16 protein-coding genes, 1 tRNA gene and 1 pseudogene are annotated in these 16,952 nt (G+C 63.5%); 9 read left to right on the forward strand and 9 right to left on the reverse strand.

The window, feature by feature from the left end:
- The first annotated feature begins 371 nt into the window (after window positions 1-371).
- Window positions 372-2,480 carry an RNA polymerase sigma factor RpoD gene (rpoD, locus tag JQ624_RS15860; RefSeq protein WP_212419835.1) on the forward strand — a complete coding sequence of 703 codons (2,109 nt, stop codon included), beginning with the start codon at window positions 372-374 and terminating at the stop codon, window positions 2,478-2,480.
- Between the two features lie 208 nt (window positions 2,481-2,688).
- On the opposite strand, the gene JQ624_RS15865 is transcribed toward rpoD, so the two are convergent.
- The 6 genes and pseudogenes from JQ624_RS15865 to JQ624_RS15885 all read right to left on the reverse strand — a co-directional run bounded on the left by JQ624_RS15865 (window position 2,689) and on the right by JQ624_RS15885 (window position 6,747).
- Window positions 2,689-2,925, reverse strand: coding sequence for a hypothetical protein (locus JQ624_RS15865; RefSeq protein WP_212419836.1), 237 nt, complete (start codon window positions 2,923-2,925; stop codon window positions 2,689-2,691).
- Window positions 2,926-3,001: 76 nt separating this feature from the next.
- Window positions 3,002-3,529: a hypothetical protein gene (locus JQ624_RS15870; protein WP_212419837.1), complete on the reverse strand. Its 528-nt coding sequence runs from the start codon at window positions 3,527-3,529 to the stop codon at window positions 3,002-3,004.
- Window positions 3,530-3,632: 103 nt separating this feature from the next.
- The gene (locus tag JQ624_RS15875) at window positions 3,633-3,962 is read right to left on the reverse strand and encodes a hypothetical protein (protein WP_212419838.1); all 330 of its coding nucleotides are present in this window, start codon (window positions 3,960-3,962) and stop codon (window positions 3,633-3,635) included.
- Window positions 3,963-4,083: 121 nt separating this feature from the next.
- A pseudogene (locus JQ624_RS38590) lies at window positions 4,084-4,185 on the reverse strand (OmpA family protein); the annotation flags it as partial.
- 51 nt (window positions 4,186-4,236) lie between these two features.
- Window positions 4,237-5,817: a hypothetical protein gene (locus JQ624_RS15880; protein ID WP_249129837.1), complete on the reverse strand. Its 1,581-nt coding sequence runs from the start codon at window positions 5,815-5,817 to the stop codon at window positions 4,237-4,239.
- A 48-nt stretch (window positions 5,818-5,865) separates the two neighbouring features.
- Window positions 5,866-6,747, reverse strand: a complete 882-nt coding sequence (locus JQ624_RS15885; protein WP_409334335.1) for an OmpA family protein — start codon at window positions 6,745-6,747, stop codon at window positions 5,866-5,868.
- Between the two features lie 323 nt (window positions 6,748-7,070).
- On the opposite strand from JQ624_RS15885, the gene JQ624_RS15890 reads away from it, so the two are divergent.
- Together JQ624_RS15890 and JQ624_RS15895 are read left to right on the forward strand one after the other, a co-directional pair.
- Complete coding sequence (locus tag JQ624_RS15890; RefSeq protein WP_249129851.1) at window positions 7,071-7,823, forward strand: lytic transglycosylase domain-containing protein; 753 nt, start codon at window positions 7,071-7,073, stop codon at window positions 7,821-7,823.
- Window positions 7,824-8,052: 229 nt separating this feature from the next.
- Complete coding sequence (locus JQ624_RS15895; RefSeq protein ID WP_212419842.1) at window positions 8,053-8,859, forward strand: lytic murein transglycosylase; 807 nt, start codon at window positions 8,053-8,055, stop codon at window positions 8,857-8,859.
- Window positions 8,860-8,988: 129 nt separating this feature from the next.
- Here JQ624_RS15895 and JQ624_RS15900 read toward each other — a convergent pair whose 3' ends face one another.
- Window positions 8,989-9,831: an SDR family oxidoreductase gene (locus JQ624_RS15900; RefSeq protein WP_212419843.1), complete on the reverse strand. Its 843-nt coding sequence runs from the start codon at window positions 9,829-9,831 to the stop codon at window positions 8,989-8,991.
- A gap of 145 nt (window positions 9,832-9,976) precedes the next feature.
- Between JQ624_RS15900 and JQ624_RS15905 the strand changes: the two genes are divergently transcribed.
- The 4 genes from JQ624_RS15905 to JQ624_RS15920 all read left to right on the forward strand — a co-directional run bounded on the left by JQ624_RS15905 (window position 9,977) and on the right by JQ624_RS15920 (window position 13,652).
- Entirely contained in the window at window positions 9,977-10,384 is a 408-nt protein-coding gene (locus tag JQ624_RS15905; RefSeq protein WP_212419844.1) for a response regulator, read from the forward strand.
- 53 nt (window positions 10,385-10,437) lie between these two features.
- Window positions 10,438-11,055, forward strand: a complete 618-nt coding sequence (locus JQ624_RS15910; RefSeq protein ID WP_212419845.1) for a LysE family translocator — start codon at window positions 10,438-10,440, stop codon at window positions 11,053-11,055.
- A 706-nt stretch (window positions 11,056-11,761) separates the two neighbouring features.
- The gene (locus JQ624_RS15915) at window positions 11,762-12,991 is read left to right on the forward strand and encodes a GGDEF domain-containing protein (protein ID WP_212419846.1); all 1,230 of its coding nucleotides are present in this window, start codon (window positions 11,762-11,764) and stop codon (window positions 12,989-12,991) included.
- A 37-nt stretch (window positions 12,992-13,028) separates the two neighbouring features.
- Entirely contained in the window at window positions 13,029-13,652 is a 624-nt protein-coding gene (locus tag JQ624_RS15920; protein WP_212419847.1) for a peptidoglycan recognition family protein, read from the forward strand.
- 291 nt (window positions 13,653-13,943) lie between these two features.
- Here JQ624_RS15920 and rpoH read toward each other — a convergent pair whose 3' ends face one another.
- Both rpoH and JQ624_RS15930 read right to left on the reverse strand, forming a co-directional pair.
- Window positions 13,944-14,843, reverse strand: coding sequence for an RNA polymerase sigma factor RpoH (gene rpoH, locus JQ624_RS15925; RefSeq protein WP_108520299.1), 900 nt, complete (start codon window positions 14,841-14,843; stop codon window positions 13,944-13,946).
- 214 nt (window positions 14,844-15,057) lie between these two features.
- Window positions 15,058-16,218 (reverse strand): RluA family pseudouridine synthase, encoded by a 1,161-nt coding sequence (locus tag JQ624_RS15930; protein WP_409334336.1) that lies wholly within the window; start codon window positions 16,216-16,218, stop codon window positions 15,058-15,060.
- On the opposite strand from JQ624_RS15930, the gene JQ624_RS15935 reads away from it, so the two are divergent.
- Window positions 16,100-16,438 carry a hypothetical protein gene (locus tag JQ624_RS15935; RefSeq protein ID WP_212419849.1) on the forward strand — a complete coding sequence of 113 codons (339 nt, stop codon included), beginning with the start codon at window positions 16,100-16,102 and terminating at the stop codon, window positions 16,436-16,438. The two genes, JQ624_RS15930 and JQ624_RS15935, sit on opposite strands and share 119 nt — an antisense overlap.
- A 132-nt stretch (window positions 16,439-16,570) precedes the next feature.
- Window positions 16,571-16,645, forward strand: a tRNA-Glu gene (locus JQ624_RS15940).
- Window positions 16,646-16,952 lie beyond the last annotated feature (307 nt).

The following is a 16,952-nucleotide window of genomic DNA, read 5'->3' on the forward strand; positions in this document are numbered from 1 at the left end:
CGTGCCCGCAAAAAGACTCGCCAAATCCATGGTTTGGCGGCAAAAACAGGGTTAAGCGAAGCTTAATAGTCCGAAGGTTACTTAAGTAGCGAGGCGCCAAGGGCTGTTGGCATAACACCGGCGATGGCGGGTTAAAGGGGTGGCGACAGTCTGCGCCGCCCTTTGCGCGTCCTACGCATGCGAATACTCAGGGGCACGAGCGTGATCCGGAAAAGTGGCTATCCGGTTTTCCGAAAAGGATCGCGCGCAAAGAACAAGGATCTGGCGGGTTGGCTTTTCGAACAAAAGACATCCTGCTGACGACTTCAGTAATTCAGAGGCGGGTGGCGTTGCGCGCCATCCCGCACGAGCGCGTTTCGGGAGCTTGATGAATGGCCACCAAGGCAAAGACGCTGCAGGTTAAGGACAAGGAAAAAGACGACAAGGCAGCGGACGCCCCTGAGAAGGACAGCCCCGACGCGCCGTCGCCGTTGCTTGACCTGTCGGATGCCGCGGTCAAGAAGATGATCAAGCAGGCCAAGAAGCGCGGCTTCGTGACCTTCGATCAGCTCAACGAAGTGCTGCCTTCCGACACCACCTCGCCCGAACAGATCGAGGACATCATGTCGATGCTCTCGGACATGGGCATCAACGTGTCGGAAGCCGAAGAGGCCGACGCCGACGAGGAAAAGGAAGAGGCCGACGACGACACCGACAACGAGCTTGTCGAGGTCACGCAGAAGGCCGTCACCGAAGTCAAGAAGTCCGAGCCCGGCGAGCGCACCGACGATCCCGTCCGCATGTATCTGCGCGAGATGGGCACGGTGGAATTGCTGTCGCGCGAAGGCGAAATCGCCATCGCCAAGCGCATCGAGGCCGGCCGCGAGGCGATGATCGCGGGGCTGTGCGAAAGCCCGCTGACCTTCCAGGCCATCATCATCTGGCGCGATGAACTCAACGAAGGAAAGATCTTCCTTCGCGACATCATCGATCTCGAAGCCACCTATGCCGGCCCCGACGCCAAGAACAACATGAACCCGGCGTTGATCACAGCCCCCGCCGACGGCGCGGCCGCCAATGGCGAGGCTGCGCCCGCGCATGTCGCGCCGCCTGCTGCGCCTCCCGCGCCGACCCCGTTCCGCGCCGCGCCCGCGCCCGGCGCCGACACTGAAGAGAAGGATCCGGCCGAAGCCGCCGCCGAAGGCGACATGGACGACGACGAGTTCGAAAACCAGATGTCGCTCGCCGCCATCGAGGCCGAGCTGAAGCCGAAGGTGGTCGAAACTTTCGACAAGATCGCCTCCGAGTACAAGAAGCTGCGCCGTCTGCAGGAACAGGATATCGCCAACCAGCTGCAGAGCGAGTCGCTGTCGCCGTCGCAGGAGCGCAAGTACAAGAAGCTGAAGGACGAAATCATCGTCGAGGTGAAGTCGCTGCGCCTGAACCAGGCCCGTATCGATTCGCTGGTCGAGCAGCTCTACGACATCAACAAGAAGCTGGTCTCGTTCGAGGGCCGCCTGCTGCGCCTCGGCGACAGCCACGGCGTCGCGCGCGAGGACTTTTTGCGCAACTACCAGGGCTCGGAGCTCGATCCGCGCTGGCTCAACCGGGTCTCGAAACTCTCCGCCAAGGGCTGGAAGAATTTCGTCCATCACGAGAAGGACCGCATCAAGGAGCTGCGCCACGAGATCCAGTCGCTGGCGGCGCTCACCGGGCTCGAGATCGGCGAATTCCGCAAGATCGTGCACGGCGTGCAGAAGGGCGAACGCGAGGCGCGCCAGGCCAAGAAGGAAATGGTCGAGGCCAATTTGCGTCTCGTGATTTCGATCGCCAAGAAATACACCAACCGCGGCCTGCAGTTCCTCGACCTGATCCAGGAAGGCAACATCGGCCTGATGAAGGCGGTCGACAAGTTCGAGTATCGCCGCGGCTACAAGTTCTCGACCTACGCGACGTGGTGGATCCGGCAGGCGATCACGCGCTCGATCGCCGACCAGGCGCGCACCATCCGCATTCCCGTGCACATGATCGAAACCATTAACAAGATCGTGCGCACCAGCCGCCAGATGCTCAACGAGATCGGCCGCGAGCCGACGCCCGAGGAGCTCGCCGAAAAGCTTGGCATGCCGCTGGAGAAGGTCCGCAAGGTCCTCAAGATCGCGAAAGAGCCGCTCTCGCTGGAAACGCCCGTCGGTGACGAGGAAGATTCACACCTCGGCGATTTCATCGAGGACAAGAACGCGATCCTGCCCATTGATGCGGCGATCCAGTCCAACCTGCGCGAAACCACCACGCGCGTGCTGGCCTCGCTCACCCCCCGCGAAGAACGCGTGCTGCGCATGCGCTTCGGCATCGGCATGAACACCGACCACACGCTGGAAGAAGTCGGCCAGCAGTTCTCGGTGACGAGAGAGCGTATTCGTCAGATCGAGGCGAAAGCGCTGCGCAAGCTGAAGCATCCGTCACGGTCGCGGAAGCTGCGGAGCTTTTTGGATAACTAATTCCACGGACATCCATCCAAATGAAAACGGCGGGCAAAAGCCCGCCGTTCTTGTTTCTGATCCGACTCTAGCCCCGTCATTGCGAGCGAAGCGAAGCAATCCACCGCGCCGCAAGCGAAGGCATGGATTGCTTCGTCGCTATAGCTCCCTTGCGCAAACGCTTCGCGTTTGTCGCAGGCAATGACGCGGAGAGAGCCGAATGCAATGTCTATTTCTTCTTCGCCCCGACCCGGCTGATGCTCTTGATCGCCAGCGGCGTGCGGCCGGATTTTGCGGCGATTTCGCGGTCCTGTTCCATGATGTAGCCGCGCGCAGGCTCGTCGCCGTCGAGCCCGCCGAGCAGCTCGGAAGGCACGCGCCGGTTGGAGCGCTGGGAGTCGTCTTCATAGACGACGTTGAAAAAGGCGAATTCGCCTTTGGGATTGGTCCCGGGTTTCTTGGCCATGGGCGGCTTTTCTTCGATCAGGGCGACGTTGTCAAAGAAAAATAGCCGGTATTCTGCAGCCGGATTGAGCTTAAGCCTACGCCGCCGAAGCCGAGCCCATGCCGGCCTCACTACGCCCCTTCTGCTGGCTCGCCAGAATGCTTTGCCACAGTGCGGCAACGCTGCGCTGCGTCTCCGGCGCGATCAGGCAGTGGCCCTGATTGTCGAAGCCGCAGAATTTGGCTGATGCGTCCTGGCGCACGCGCGCGAAGGCCTCGTTGATCGCTTCGAGGCATTCGATGACCTGCTCGATGTCCTGCAGCCGCGTGTGATAGAGGATGTCGATCAGGCGGAACGCCATCACGGGCGGCTGTCCGAACGAAATGCCCGGCCGTGCGAATTCGAAGAACACGTTGAACGCCGGCATCATGCCCTTGATCTGCGCCAGCACCGCGGCGGCGTCCTCGGTCGTGCAGGCGACCAGGTGCGCCGCTTGCGGATGTTCCGCAGCCGCCGGCGCGTCGGCCGCCAGCCCGAGCGAAGCAAGGACTTCATGTTCGATCCACTGCCGGACCTGGGCAGGGGCATTGCGGATCTGGTCCGTGGTTAGGGTAATTCCGATCATCGAGGCTCTCCTTTGGCCTCGATCCTAGGAAAGCCGGCGCGCGGGAATATTGACGCGGATCAAGCGTATCCGTGGAAGCGGGGGGCCGGGCGTGGTCAGGCCCTCAGCGGGAATGCCTCGCCTGGGCCAGCGCGCGTGCCGGCCGCGCCACCGGCGCCGGCGGGCCGCGCCGCTCTTCGTCATCGGCGGCCCGGCCCATGGCCATGATGGCGGTGCCCATCGCGGCTGAGCCGAAAGTGACGACGAAGCCGAACAGCAGCAGCCCGAGCGCGGTGCCGGGCGAGGAGTCGGCGAAAATCAGATGCCGCAAGCCGCCGGGATTGAGCGCCAGCAGCCCGCCGACCACCAGCGTCGCCAGCGTCACGCCCGCGGCGAGGTTGATGGCGAGCAGCCGGAACAGCGGCACGCGGAGGAAATTAAACCTCCGGGGCATCCGTCTTTCGCTTTGTCGCTCGTCGGCCACTGCAGTTCGCCTTTTGCTGGCACGACCCATTCTATCAGAACTCCGTGGCAGGCTGAAAGTTCGTCGCTGGTCGCGCGCCTTCCCGCTTGCCTTACGGCGCCACCAGCTCCGCCCGCCGGTTCAGCGCGCGGCCGGCCTCATTGGCATTGGAGCCCACTGGCGCGAGGAAGCCGACGCCCGCGGTGCGCAGCCGCCTTCCCCTCGCCGGCGGTGCGGCCAAGGGCCGAACGGAATTCGGAAAAATTCAATCGCATGCCGGATTGTTGGCATCTTCGACCGTGAGGAACGTCATCGTGGCCGGTCCGATCTCGATCGGACCTGGTGGCGACGTCACCGCGGCAAACCGCGGAAGATCGTCATTCGGTCCGAGTTCCAAAGCCGTTCCATTCAGCTTCACGCCGGCGCCCTGCAGATCATCCGCCGACAGCGTGTAACGCTCGCTTGACCCGGGCAATCGCAAGGTCACGGCGGTTGTCCTGTCCGTATTGATGGCCAGCAGTGTGACGGCCCCACGCGCGCCCCGTCGGCAATGCGCATAGAGGTGCGTCCCATCGTGCACGCCGGCGTCGAGAGCAATTGTGCCCATCAGCCTGCGCCACAGCAGCGCCGCCCAATAGTTTGGCCGCGGCCGCAACGTTTTCTCGTCGAGCAGGCCGTAATCGCTTGCGGCAAGCGTGTTGTGCGCAACCACCTGAACGCCGGCCCTGGCAAGCCGGCCAAGTTGATCGAGATATCGGAACGTATCGAGGAAAGTGGAAGCCCAGGGATTGCCGCCGCAAGCTGCCTCGGCGGTTTCGGTCAGCCACATCGGCTTATCAGGCGCGAACTCGTCCCTGAGCGATTGGTAAAACGCGAGCGTTTGGCCCGTGCTCGCCAGCCGCGTTTCCGAAAGCGCGGCCTCGGGCGTGGTTTGACCCGGAGCGCATCGTTGCGACAGCGCGCCGTAGTGATGATAGGAAAAAGCGTCGATGCCGGGGCCGGATGCTGCAAGCAGGTCGCGCGTAGCGATGAAATCGGCGCTGGATTGCGGGGGTGATTGCGACGCTGTTGTCTCGCCGATCGAACCGGGGCCCAGAACCATCACATCCGGTTCGCTCGCTTTGATGAACGCAACAAAGGTTTTGAAGTCCCGCCCGTAAGCTGCCGCGTCATATCCTTTCGGTGCGCCACCCATCGCGGCCAGCGTCGGCTCGTTCATGAACTCGGCGGCGGCAATTCTGCCACCGACCGATCTGGTATAGGCGAACAAACGCCGCGCCTGATCGCTCTGCCATCGGCCTGCCGCGTCCCGGACACCGGGGCTAATCGCCATCGAGGTCACGATCTCTGCGCTGGCGGCGTGGGCAAAGTCGATGACAGCTTTCCAGCGCTCGCGGCTCAGCACCGCGCGGAAGCCGCTGGGCGGCGTTGCGGGCGCATCATCGCTTTCAGCAAAGTATGTGGTGTTGGCCCAGGTGCCGCTGACGCGCATATAGGCCGGCGCCAGCGCCGCAGCCAATGCACGCAGTCGCGGGTTCGACAGGTCGATCGGCTCCCGATACGCGTAGAGATCGCTATTGCTGCCTGCCGGAACATTTTCGGCATTCACCGCGTCGCGCGCCGACGGCGCTGCGGCACTCGCCCTGTACGGCTTCCAGAACCGTCCGCCGGTGACCTCGACCATTTCGACGTTATACGATTGAAAGCGCGCGTCGATGGTACCGAGGCGGGGTAATCGTGAAGGGTCTACGGAGATCGTTGGCGCCTGCGCGGTGGCCTTCTGGCTTCCCGTCAGCGCGGCGACCACAATTCCCATTCCGACTTTGAAACCACTGGACCTGGTCATGGCCATTGTCCTCGGCAGCCAAAGCGGGCCTAGGCCCACGCGTTGAAGCTACGGCGCCACCAGCTCCACCCGCCGGTTCAGCGCGCGGCCGGCATCATTGCCGTTCGAGCCGATGGGGGAGAGGAAGCCGACGCCCGCTGTGCGCAGCCGTCCCTGCGCGATCCGAAAGTTCTTTACCAACTCGGCGGCGACCGCCTCGGCCCGCCGCCGCGACAGATCAAGATTGTAGTCGTAGGCGCCCTGGTTGTCGGTGTGGCCGACGATGAAGACGTTGAGCTGCGGCTGGCCCGCTAACAGCTTTGCGATCTGTTCGAGTGTCGGGCGGCTTTCGGGTTTGACCGCCGCCTTGTCGGTGTCGAAATAGATGCCATAGAGCGCGATGTGGCCGGCCTCGCCGAGGCCCTTGGCCATGACAACCGCATCCACCATCTTGTTCTCGATCGCGCCGAGTTCGGCTATGACGAGCTGCGCATAGATCTCGCGGTTGTTCTCGCTGACGATGAGGCCGGCATAGGTCTCGTGGCCGCCGTCCACCTTGCGCCCCGCAAAATAGCGATAGTTGAAACCGTCCACCCACATCTGCGGGATCGGCAGCGCGTCGATGCTTTCCGAAAACGGAATGCCGCCGCAGGCATCAACGTCGCAGGCAAGCAGCGTTTCGAATCCGGCCTTCGCCAGTTGCGTCTCGAAATTGCGCGACACCTCCAGGATCGAGGGGCCGGGATTGGTGCGATAGGCGATACGGGTGATGCGGCCTTCCAGCCGCCGCGCATCGGTGGGCTGGCCGTCCTTGAAGGCCGCCCCTTGCATTCGCGCCGCATCAAAATCCTTCACCTGATATCCCGTGATCACGCTGCCGCCGAACCGCCCGATGCCGGGATAATCTTTTGAGCCGGCCACGTCGCGCGTCTGCGCGGAGGCGTTCATCATCGCGCTAAGCGACAGAGCGAGCAGCAGGAGGATCGGCCTGAACAGTGTAAGCGGCAAGCTCATGGGAAATCCATTTGTTCGAGAAACGATCGAGGGGACGGGCGAGACGAAGTATGATTTGTAAAGGTCGCGCTGGCAGATCACCCGGTTCAAATGAGCCGCAATCATGGCCGTTTTCGGGGAGATTCAGTCCGTTGCGTTTTGCCGCAACCCTCGAAGCGCGGCCAGGGACGTGCTAGAAGCCGATGCTTATTTGCAGTGCTCTCTTAAGGAATGGCTTTTCCATGCTCCGCATCGCATTTGCTTTCAGCGCCACCCTGGCCATGTTCGCATGCTTCAACTCGCAGGCCGACGCCGCCCAATGCGGCAGCTCGTCCGCCGGCTTTGCCGCCTGGAAGCAGGAATTCGCGGGCGAAGCGCGGGCCAAGGGCATCAGCGCCGCGACCATCCAGGCCCTGATGGCGACGAACTACGCGCAAGCGACCATCAATGCCGACCGCGGCCAGCGCAGTTTCAATCTCTCGCTCGACCAGTTTCTCGCCAAGCGCGGGGCCACGACCATCGTCGCGAAGGGACGGCAACTGAAGGCGTCGCAGGGCGCGCTGTTCGCTTCCATTCAGAGCCGTTACGGTGTGCCGCCCGGGCCGCTGCTCGCCATCTGGGGAATGGAGACCGGCTTCGGCAGCCAGCGCGGCAACCAGAACATGCTCGCCTCGATCGCGACGCTGGCCTATGACTGCCGGCGCTCGGAATATTTCACCGAGCATCTTTACGCGGCGCTGCAATTGATCGATCGCGGCGCGCTCTCGCCGGCGCAGCGCGGCTCCATGCATGGCGAAGTCGGACAGACGCAGTTCATGCCCAAGGCCATTTTGGCCTATGGCACCGGCAATCTCGAAAACGCCGCCAATGCGCTGACCTCGACCGCAAACTTTTTGAAGGCGCATGGCTGGCGCACCGGCGCGGGCTACCAACCGGGCGAGCCGAATTTTGCCGCCATCCAGGCCTGGAATGCCGCCGGCGTCTATCAGAAAGCGATCGCGCTGATGGGCCGCCAGATCGACGGCGGCGAGTAGGAGGTTCACAACCGAAGCCAATCGCGTCGTCGTCCCTGCCTAGAGCGCAATTGCGCACGGGAGCAGGGACCCATAACCACAGGCGGCAATTGTTGAAGCGAAGGCGTCAACCAGCCCGCCTTAACAATGTCGGCCGCGGCGTATGGGTCCCCGCGTGCGCGGGGACGACGAGGTTTCGTGCGTCGCTTTCCCATGGCATGATCGCCCCCAGAGCTAACAAGGGATTCGCATGCGCATACTTCGTTGGGCCATTTTCCTCGGCGCCGTCATCTGCTCCACCCCCACTTACGCCGCCCGCTGCGGTGGCGATTTCAACACCTTCGTGGCGGCGATGTCGCAGGAGGCGGCGGCTGCCGGGATTTCGCAAGCCGTGATCAGCCAGGCGCTTTCGGGCGTGACGCAGGACCCGGCGGTGCTGTCCTTCGACCGCCGCCAGCGCGGTACCTTCAACAAGTCGTTCGAGCAGTATGTCTCCACCCGCGTCGGCCCCGGGCGCATCAACATCGGCCGGCAGATGCTGCAGCGGCACGGATCATTGCTGGCGCGCATCGAGCAGAAGTTTGGGGTGCCGCCGGAAATCGTGGTCGCGATCTGGGGGCTGGAGTCGGATTTCGGCAAGGGCGACATCGGCAAGATGCCTGTCATCCGCACGCTGGCCACCATGGCGCATGATTGCCGCCGCACCGAACTGTTCCAGGGCGAACTGCTCGCGGCGCTGAAGATCGTGCAACGCGGCGATCTGCCCTTGCGCGATCTGATCGGCGCCTTCGCCGGCGAAATCGGCCAGACGCAATTTCTGCCGTCGTCCTACATCAAGTACGGCGTTGACTTCGACGGCAACGGCCATGTCGACCTCCGCCACAGCGTGCCCGATGTGCTCGCCTCCACCGCGAACCTGCTGCACACCAGCGGCTTCAAGGGCGGCGCGCCGTATGGCGAAGGCACCGCGAATTTCGAAGCGATGCGCGAGTGGAACAGGGCCACGATCTACCGAAAGACGATCGGGTACTTTGCGGACAGGCTGGTCGGGCGGTAAGAGCTTCGTGGCTTCGTAGGGTGGGCAAAGGCGCGCCAGCGCCGTGCCCACCATCCGTCACAGCATGCGCGTCTTGATGGTGGGCTCGCTTCGCTCAGCCCACCCTACCGACTCCCGCAACACCGCGCCTCACTTCCCCTTCTCCGCCGTCCTCCCGATCCGCTTCGCCAGCACCGCCCAATACGTCGCCGGGCGAAAGCGCTGCAGGAGATCCATGAACCACGCGTCGTTGCCGATCAGAATGCGCGGCTGGTTTTTCTCGATGCCGGTGATGATGCGCTGCGCCGCGATCGGCGGCGTGGTCTTGGCGATGGCGTCAAAGCGGTCGATCGATTCGGCGCGGCGCGCATTGTCGGTGATGCCGGCGCCGGTGCGGGAGTTGCGCACGATGTTGGTCAGGACGCCACCGGGATGCACCACCGACAATTTCACCGGGCTGTTCGCGACAGCCAGTTCATGCCGCAGGCTTTCCGAAAAGCCGCGCACCGCGAATTTCGCCGCGCAATACGCGGTCTGGCCGGGCGGGGCGATGATGCCGAAGATCGAGGAGAGGTTGACGATATGGGCCTCGCGCTGTTTCGAAAGCTGCGGCAGGAAGGCGCGGATGCCGTGCACCACGCCCCAGAAATTGATGTTGATCAGCCATTCCATCTGCGCCTGGTCGACCTCGTTGAACGCGCCAAGGAGTGCGACGCCGGCATTGTTGATGACGATGTTCAGCGAGGGATGGGCGGCAATGGCCGCGTTCGCGAATTGCTGGATCTGGGCGGGCTCGCCGACATCGACGCGGTGGGTCGTGACCTCGCGCGTGCCGGCTTTGCCGATCTCGGCGGCCACCTGTTGCAGCCCGGCCTCGTCGCGGTCGGCGAGCGCCAGGTCGCAGCCGCGCGCGGCCAGCTCCAGCGCGAGCGCGCGGCCGATGCCGCTGGCGGCGCCGGTCACGGCGGCCGCACTTCCAGATATCGCAGTCATTTCGGGGGAGCTCCTTGCAGGTCGGGAACGGGTTCCCCCAAACTTTCGCAAATTGGAACCGAACCATAAAGCGGTTTCCGCGCTTAACGTCGATTGCCGGACAGAAGGGCATCGCCAGACCGGCGCGAATGCCGAGGAGGCTCATATGGGACAATCAAAACCGTTTCGCGCGACCGCCCTCATCGTCGAAGACGACCCGATGCAGCGGGACATGATTTGCCTGCTGCTGGAGGAAAGCGAGGTCGATGTCATCGAATGCGAGAGCGCCGAGGCCGCGGAGCTGGTGCTGGAGCGCGCCGGCGGCAGCCTGGTTTTGATGATGACCGACGTGCAACTCGCCGGCAACATGGACGGCGTCGAGCTCGCGCATATCGCCAGGAAATACAATCCCGAGATCGGAGTGATCGTCACCTCGGGCAAACCGCTGCATCAGGAATTGCCCGACGGCGTCCAGTTCTGGGCCAAGCCGTGGGCGCCGCTCGACGTGATCCGCGAGGCGGAACGGATGGTGCATGAAAGGCGCCGCGCCGACGAGGCGCGGTCGCGTTCCTAAGCGGTCGCGCTCGCCTGCTTCCCCGCCGGATGCCGCCATGTTAATGGCAGGGCATGACGCTGTCGTTTCTGTTGACCTCGCTGATCGTGGTCGCTTCCCCCGGCACCGGCGTGCTCTATACGCTCGCGGTGGCGCTGACATCGGGTGCGCGGCCGAGCATCGCGGCGGCCTTCGGCTGCACGCTCGGCATCCTGCCGCACATGCTGGCCGCCATGCTGGGATTGGCCGCGGTGCTGCACACCAGTGCTCTGGCGTTCGCCGCGCTGAAATGGTGCGGCGTGGTGTATCTGCTCTACATGGCCTGGCAGGCGTTGCGCGAGACGGGCGCGCTGTCGATCGATACGCGCCCCGCGGCTTCGGCGCGCTCCAGCCGCCGCGTCATCGTGACCGCGATCCTGATCAACATCCTCAATCCAAAACTGTCGATCTTCTTCCTGGCCTTCCTGCCGCAGTTCGTGGCGGTCGACGAGCCGCACCCGCTGGCGCGGATGCTGGAGTTGAGCGCAGCCTTCATGGCGATGACGTTTGCGGTGTTCGCGGTCTACGGCCTGTTTGCAGCCTCGCTGCGCGACCGCGTCATTACCCGCCCGAAGGCGATGGCCTGGCTGCGCCGGAGCTTTGCGGCGGGATTTGCCGCGCTCGGCGCCAAGCTCGCGTTATCGGAGCGCTGAAATTTTCCGTAGCCCGGATGAGCGCAGCGATATCCGGGGCCGGTGCTTATGTCATCCCGGATATCGCTGCGCTCATCCGGACTACATTTTCGCGTCATCCCCGGAATCAAAAGGCGGACCCAAAGGCCCGCCATTCTCCAAAATGCACCCGGAGTTGGGAGCCCGGGCGGAGCTGAGCACTCCACCCGGGCCAAAATTCACTTCTTCTTCGACTTCTTGGCCTTCTTCGCCTTGGCCTTCTTCGCCTTCTTCGCTTTCTTAGCCATAGTATCCTCTCAAGGTTTTCATGGATTGAAACGCGACACCGAGGCATGCTTGGCGGAGGGCCAGCCTCGCAACATCCTCGATGACAATCCCAGCAGATTCGCAGGCCGCTGCCGCGTGCTGTCATGGCGTTGTCATCACGTTATCCACAGTTGTTATGCGTTTTGATGCGATTTTTCGCCGAAACGAGCCGCGTCACCTCCGTTCGCATCGCGCGTATCATGCTTAACGATGTCCTGACGTCTGCGATCTTCATCAATTCAAAACCACGGTTTGGATTGGCCCGCGGCGGTCAGGGTCCGTTAAGCGTCGCGGATGCACCTTGTCCTGCAAGACGACGGGGCAAGACAACAAGAATCGTCGTGGGAGAAGGCTCAAGGCGGAAGTCTCGAGCGGTTGTTAGACAACAGGGGAGACGGGACGTGCGCGTCCCGGGGTCGCGATGCTGAGCGTTCCGACGCTTTGGACGGTGTTCGTCATCAATTTTCTCGCGCTGGGCCTGATCTGGGCCTACGTCATGCGCAGCTATCCGTCGTTCGAAGCCGCGCGGTTCTGGACCGGTTCGGCATTCGTTGCGGCGGCTGGTGCTACAATGGCGATGCTGCGCGTGGTTTTTCCGGATTCGCTGGTGCCTTTGCTGTTTGCCGGCACCGCATTGATCCTGGCGATCTGCCTGGCTGCGATGGGCATCCGCAAGTTCTTCCATCAACCCGTTTCCTGGCGCGACACCCTGCTGATCACCGGGCTTGGCGCGGCCGGCCTGTGCTTCTTCACGTTCGTCCATGACAGCGTGCCGGCGCGGATGACCGTCTTTACGATCACCCAGGCGCTGCCGATGCTGCGCAGCCTGAAACTGCTGCTGTCGCGCCATGAGGGGCGCGCCAATCCAGGCGCCCGGCTGGCCGGCATCGTCACCATTGTCATCCTCGTCATTTTCGCAAGCCGACTGCTCGGCGCGCTGACCAGCACGGGCGGCGGGTTTTCCTACATGCATTTCAGCCCGGTGCAATCGGTCGTCGTCCTGGTGCTGGTGTTCCTGTCGATGTCGCTGAATTTCGGCTTCCTGCTGATGGCGATGGACCGCCTGCGCAACGAGGTCGCGGATCTCGCGCTGCTCGACGACCTCACCGGCGTCGGCAACCGCCGCTATCTGCTGCAGCGTCTGACGGAAGAATGCGCGCGCTCCGAACGCAGCGGTCAGCCCTTCGCGCTGCTGGTGATCGATCTCGACGGCTTCAAGGCCATCAACGACACCCACGGCCATGCCGCCGGCGACGCCTGCCTGCAGCATTTCACCCTGATGGCGCAGACCCGGCTGCGGCCCGGCGACATGCTGGCGCGGACCGGCGGTGACGAGTTCTGCATCGTGCTGCCGTCCTCGACGCTGCGCGAAGGCGCCATGATCGCGCGCCGCGTGCTGGAGGTTTGCCGTGCGGACGCCGAACAATGCACCGGCAACGACATTCCGGTCGCGGTCTCGATCGGCGTCGCGCAATGGGCCCGTGAGATGGGCGCCTATCCCGACCGCCTGATTGCGGCGGCCGACCATGCGCTCTACGACGTCAAGAAGGCCGGCCGCAACGGCTTCGCGACCTACGACCCGGCGCCGCCGCTGGCGCCCGAGCCCGCAAGCCCGCCAATGTCCGATATGACCCTGCGCAAGCGCGCGTGAGCGTGTTATTTTAAGGCCCGTCACCGGGTCTTGAGACATGAATCCTCGTTTGCTTGCGCTGGTGCTTGGCGTCCTCGCATTTCCTGTTTCCATTTCCGCACAAACGCCTGACCTTGCGACAATCGCGCGCGCGTCGGGCACGCCAGATATTCCCGGCCTGAAGATGGTGTGGCTGGCGCCGTGGGGCGAGCTTTCAAAAGCCCATCCCTGGCGCAACATCATCGTGCACCAGACCGAAGGGCCGGCGGGCTCCGCGCGTGGCGGCGCGCAGGCGCAGTCGAAGAACCCGACGCGGCGCGGCGTCATGGTCTGGGTGGAGACCGACGGCACGGTGTACTGGGCGGTCGCCGAACATCTGGTTCCGACCCATGGCGACGGCGCCAACCGCAACGACAACAAGTATGTCGACAACGGCCCGACCTATCGGCAGGTCGTCGGCAACAATTCGGTCGGCGTGGAATTCGCCGGCAATTTTCCTGACGTGACGCGCGGGCCTACTGATGAGCAAATCGCGGCGTGGCGGATTCTGGTGAAGGTGCTGTGCGCGCGTTATGGCATTCCGCACGATCGCGTCTATGCGCATAACTGGATCGATTTCAAGGATGCGCGCTATTGCGAGGGCTGTCAGTTGGCGAAAATGGCGCGGGAGTGGGGCGAGTAAAGCGGGCGGTCGTGATGCTTCGCTTGGAGCACGCTCGACCCCACACAAACTAGCTCGTCGTCGCCCGGCTTCAATCAATCTCTCGTCGTCCCCGCGAACGCGGGGACCCATACGCCGCGGCCCTCGTTGTTGGAGATGGACGATGACTTCCGGCGTGTGAAATCACCACCGCCGCGGAGTATGGGTCCCTGCGTTCGCAGGGACGACGACGGGCTTATTGAAACAACATCCCCAAAAACAAAAAGCCGGCGTTGCCGCCGGCTTTCGTCAACTGTTAGCTCGATCGCGCGATCAGTGCGCGGCTTCGAGCGCTTCCGCTTCCTGCCGGGCAATCGTGCCCTTGACGGCCGACTGCACCTTTTCGAAAGCGCGGACCTCGATCTGCCGCACGCGCTCGCGCGACACGCCGAATTCGGCGGCGAGGTCTTCCAGCGTCATCGGCTCTTCCGCCAGACGCCGCGCCTCGAAGATGCGGCGTTCGCGCGGGTTGAGCACACCGATGGCGCCGTTCAGCGCCTGCCGGCGGTGATCGAACTCCTCGTGCTCGGCCATCACGGCTTCCTGGTTGGGCGAGTTGTCGACCAGCCAGTCCTGCCATTCGCCGGCTTCACCGTCGTCGCGGATCGGCGCGTTGAGCGACGCATCGCCGCCGAGGCGGCGGTTCATGTCGACCACGTCCTGATCCGTCACGCCGAGGCGCTTGGCAATCAGCTTCACCTGGTCGGGGCGGAGATCGCCCTCGTCCAGCGCGGAGATCTTGCTCTTCGCCTTGCGCAGGTTGAAGAACAGCTTCTTCTGGTTCGCGGTGGTTCCCATTTTCACGAGTGACCAGGAACGCAGGATGTACTCTTGTATTGACGCCTTGATCCACCACATGGCGTAGGTAGCGAGACGAAAACCCTTCTCGGGCTCGAACCGCTTGACCGCCTGCATCAGGCCGACATTGCCTTCCGAGACGACCTCGGAAATCGGCAAGCCGTAGCCGCGATAGCCCATGGCGATCTTGGCCACGAGCCGGAGATGGCTGGTGACAAGGTGATGTGCCGCGTCGCGATCGTCATGTTCGCGCCAACGCTTGGCGAACATGTATTCCTGCTGGGGTTCCAGCATCGGAAATTTGCGGATCTCGGCGAGGTATCTAGACAGGCCGGATTCTCCATTGAGAACCGGCAACGTAGCTGTACGGGCCATTGAGCGCCCTCCAGTGGTTCAGGCCCCCGATAGCGGCGGGCCCGGCAGGTGATCGCTGTGTTAAAGCCGATCAGGCTGCGATGTTCCGCGCTGGATATTCAGCGCAGGTGCAACATAGCCGAAAACGAACAAATAGGGAAGGAATACTGACGTCACGTCACCGTGTGGCTGCCATAACCTGTTGGCATAACAAGCATTTTCCGGAGAGGCTGCGTCATTGCGCCGCTTCCAGCGCCCGTTGCAGGAGGAGCAAATCCTCCGGCAAGGCCGCCTCCCAGTGCAAAAGTTCCCCGGTTCGGGGGTGTTCCAGGGCAAGCAGATAGGCGTGCAGCGCCTGCCGGCCGAGGGCGGTGAGCGCCTCCTTACCTTGGGGTCCGAGCTGTCCGGCCTTGGTCTTGAAATGCGGGCCATAGACGGCATCGCCCATCAGGGGGTGGCCGATATGGGCGAGGTGCACCCGGATCTGATGGGTCCGCCCGGTCTCGAGTTGGCAGGCCAAAAGCGAGGCGACCGGCTTGCCGTCGCGCCCCTGATACGCCGCCTGCAATTCCCAATGGGTGATCGCTTCGCGGCCGCTCTGGCGCACCGCCATTTTTTCACGGGCATAAGGATGCCGGTCGATCGGCGCGTCGACCGTGCCGCGCTGGCGGCCGGGCACGCCCCAGACGAAGGCCATATAGCCGCGCTGCATCGGCCCGGTGCGGCCGTGATCGGCGAATTGAGCGGTCAGCGATTGATGCGCCTGGTCGTTCTTGGCGACCACCATCAGCCCGGTGGTGTCCTTGTCGAGCCGGTGCACGATGCCCGGCCGGCGCACGCCGCCGATGCCGGAAAGGCTCGCGCCGCAATGGGCAATCAGCGCGTTGACCAGCGTGCCGCTCTCATGGCCTGCGGCCGGATGCACGACCAGCCCTTTCGGCTTGTCGATGACGATGATGTCGTCGTCCTCATAGATAATGTCGAGCGCGATGTCCTCGCCCTGCGGCTCCGGCGCCACCGCTTCGGGCACGTCGATTGTGATCGTATCGCCGGCGGCGACATGATAAGCGGGGTCGCGGATGGGGGCGCCCCGGGCGGTGACGGAACCGGCCAGAATCAGCGCTTTCAGCCGCGAGCGCGACAGTTCAGGGCAGAGCACCGCGAGCACGCGGTCGAGACGGGGCGACCCCTCGTCGCCGCCCACGGTGACCTCCAGCCTTTGACCGCTATTCGAAGAAGGGCCTTGTTCCAATGATGAGCCTTGTTGAGAGCCTTGCATGACCGATACCGTTGCGCCCGAACCGACCCCCGAGCAGGCCGCGCTGATCGCGCGGGTACGGCGGATGATGCTGATCGCGGGCCTGACCTCGGCGCTGGCGGTGGCCGTAGTCCTGATGGCCGTCGGGTACCGTCTTTACCGCGGCGAGGGAAGCCCCGCGGCAGCCAGCGCGGACATTATCGCAACGCTGCCCAAGGGCGCCCGCATCGTCTCGACGGCGGTGGCCGGCGAGCGGCTGGTGCTGACACTGGACATCAGCGGGGTCACCGAAATCCGCACTTTTGATGCCAAGACGCTGAAACCAGCCGGAAAGCTCAAATTCGTCAGCGAACCCTGAGGCCTGCGCGATCGGCCCAAATGCCCCGGGGCCGGCGCGAGGATGCCAGGCAACAGGTTTACCCAACCGTGCGAGGGCCTTCAGACTTGCCTTGCCCACCGCACATTTCGCGGCTATTCCCTGAGGCCGTACGCTCCCTTCGTCTAGCGGTTAGGACGCGGCCCTCTCAAGGCTGAAACAGGGGTTCGATTCCCCTAGGGAGCGCCATTTTGCCACCACTCCGAACAAAACTGCGAACCCGACCACCGCACGGATGCCGAGAATGCTGGTCATCTCGGACATAAGGTGATTGCGTCGCGACATGCGCCGATACTCCATCCATCCCCCACTAGCTAACGGCCAATTCGTAACGAATACGTCGCGAACCTAGGTTCTCTTTAATACTTAATACCTAATCAGCCGCGTCGGGGGCTACCAAGCTCGAGCTTGTAGGGCCTACGATCCCTTGTATTGTAAGGTGAACCATACGGAGCTCGCATGGCTGCTGCCTGAAGGGCGCAGGTCACCATAAGCA

This window comes from Bradyrhizobium sp. AUGA SZCCT0283, from assembly GCF_018130385.1.
GTDB lineage: Bacteria > Pseudomonadota > Alphaproteobacteria > Rhizobiales > Xanthobacteraceae > Bradyrhizobium.

Bases quoted from the DNA above. Each gene is read 5' to 3' on its own strand.
- JQ624_RS15870 (WP_212419837.1), bottom strand. From the start codon at position 3,529: ATGATCGGAATTACCCTAACCACGGACCAGATCCGCAATGCCCCTGCC.
- JQ624_RS15900 (WP_212419843.1), bottom strand. From the start codon at position 9,831: ATGACTGCGATATCTGGAAGTGCGGCCGCCGTGACCGGCGCCGCCAGC.
- JQ624_RS15910 (WP_212419845.1), top strand. From the start codon at position 10,438: ATGACGCTGTCGTTTCTGTTGACCTCGCTGATCGTGGTCGCTTCCCCC.
- JQ624_RS15895 (WP_212419842.1), top strand. From the start codon at position 8,053: ATGCGCATACTTCGTTGGGCCATTTTCCTCGGCGCCGTCATCTGCTCC.
- JQ624_RS15875 (WP_212419838.1), bottom strand. From the start codon at position 3,962: ATGCCCCGGAGGTTTAATTTCCTCCGCGTGCCGCTGTTCCGGCTGCTC.
- rpoD (WP_212419835.1), top strand. From the start codon at position 372: ATGGCCACCAAGGCAAAGACGCTGCAGGTTAAGGACAAGGAAAAAGAC.
- rpoH (WP_108520299.1), bottom strand. From the start codon at position 14,843: ATGGCCCGTACAGCTACGTTGCCGGTTCTCAATGGAGAATCCGGCCTG.
- JQ624_RS15935 (WP_212419849.1), top strand. From the start codon at position 16,100: ATGACCGATACCGTTGCGCCCGAACCGACCCCCGAGCAGGCCGCGCTG.
- JQ624_RS15890 (WP_249129851.1), top strand. From the start codon at position 7,071: ATGTTCGCATGCTTCAACTCGCAGGCCGACGCCGCCCAATGCGGCAGC.
- JQ624_RS15905 (WP_212419844.1), top strand. From the start codon at position 9,977: ATGGGACAATCAAAACCGTTTCGCGCGACCGCCCTCATCGTCGAAGAC.
- JQ624_RS15915 (WP_212419846.1), top strand. From the start codon at position 11,762: ATGCTGAGCGTTCCGACGCTTTGGACGGTGTTCGTCATCAATTTTCTC.
- JQ624_RS15920 (WP_212419847.1), top strand. From the start codon at position 13,029: ATGAATCCTCGTTTGCTTGCGCTGGTGCTTGGCGTCCTCGCATTTCCT.
- JQ624_RS15885 (WP_409334335.1), bottom strand. From the start codon at position 6,747: ATGATGAACGCCTCCGCGCAGACGCGCGACGTGGCCGGCTCAAAAGAT.
- JQ624_RS15865 (WP_212419836.1), bottom strand. From the start codon at position 2,925: ATGGCCAAGAAACCCGGGACCAATCCCAAAGGCGAATTCGCCTTTTTC.
- JQ624_RS15880 (WP_249129837.1), bottom strand. From the start codon at position 5,817: ATGACCAGGTCCAGTGGTTTCAAAGTCGGAATGGGAATTGTGGTCGCC.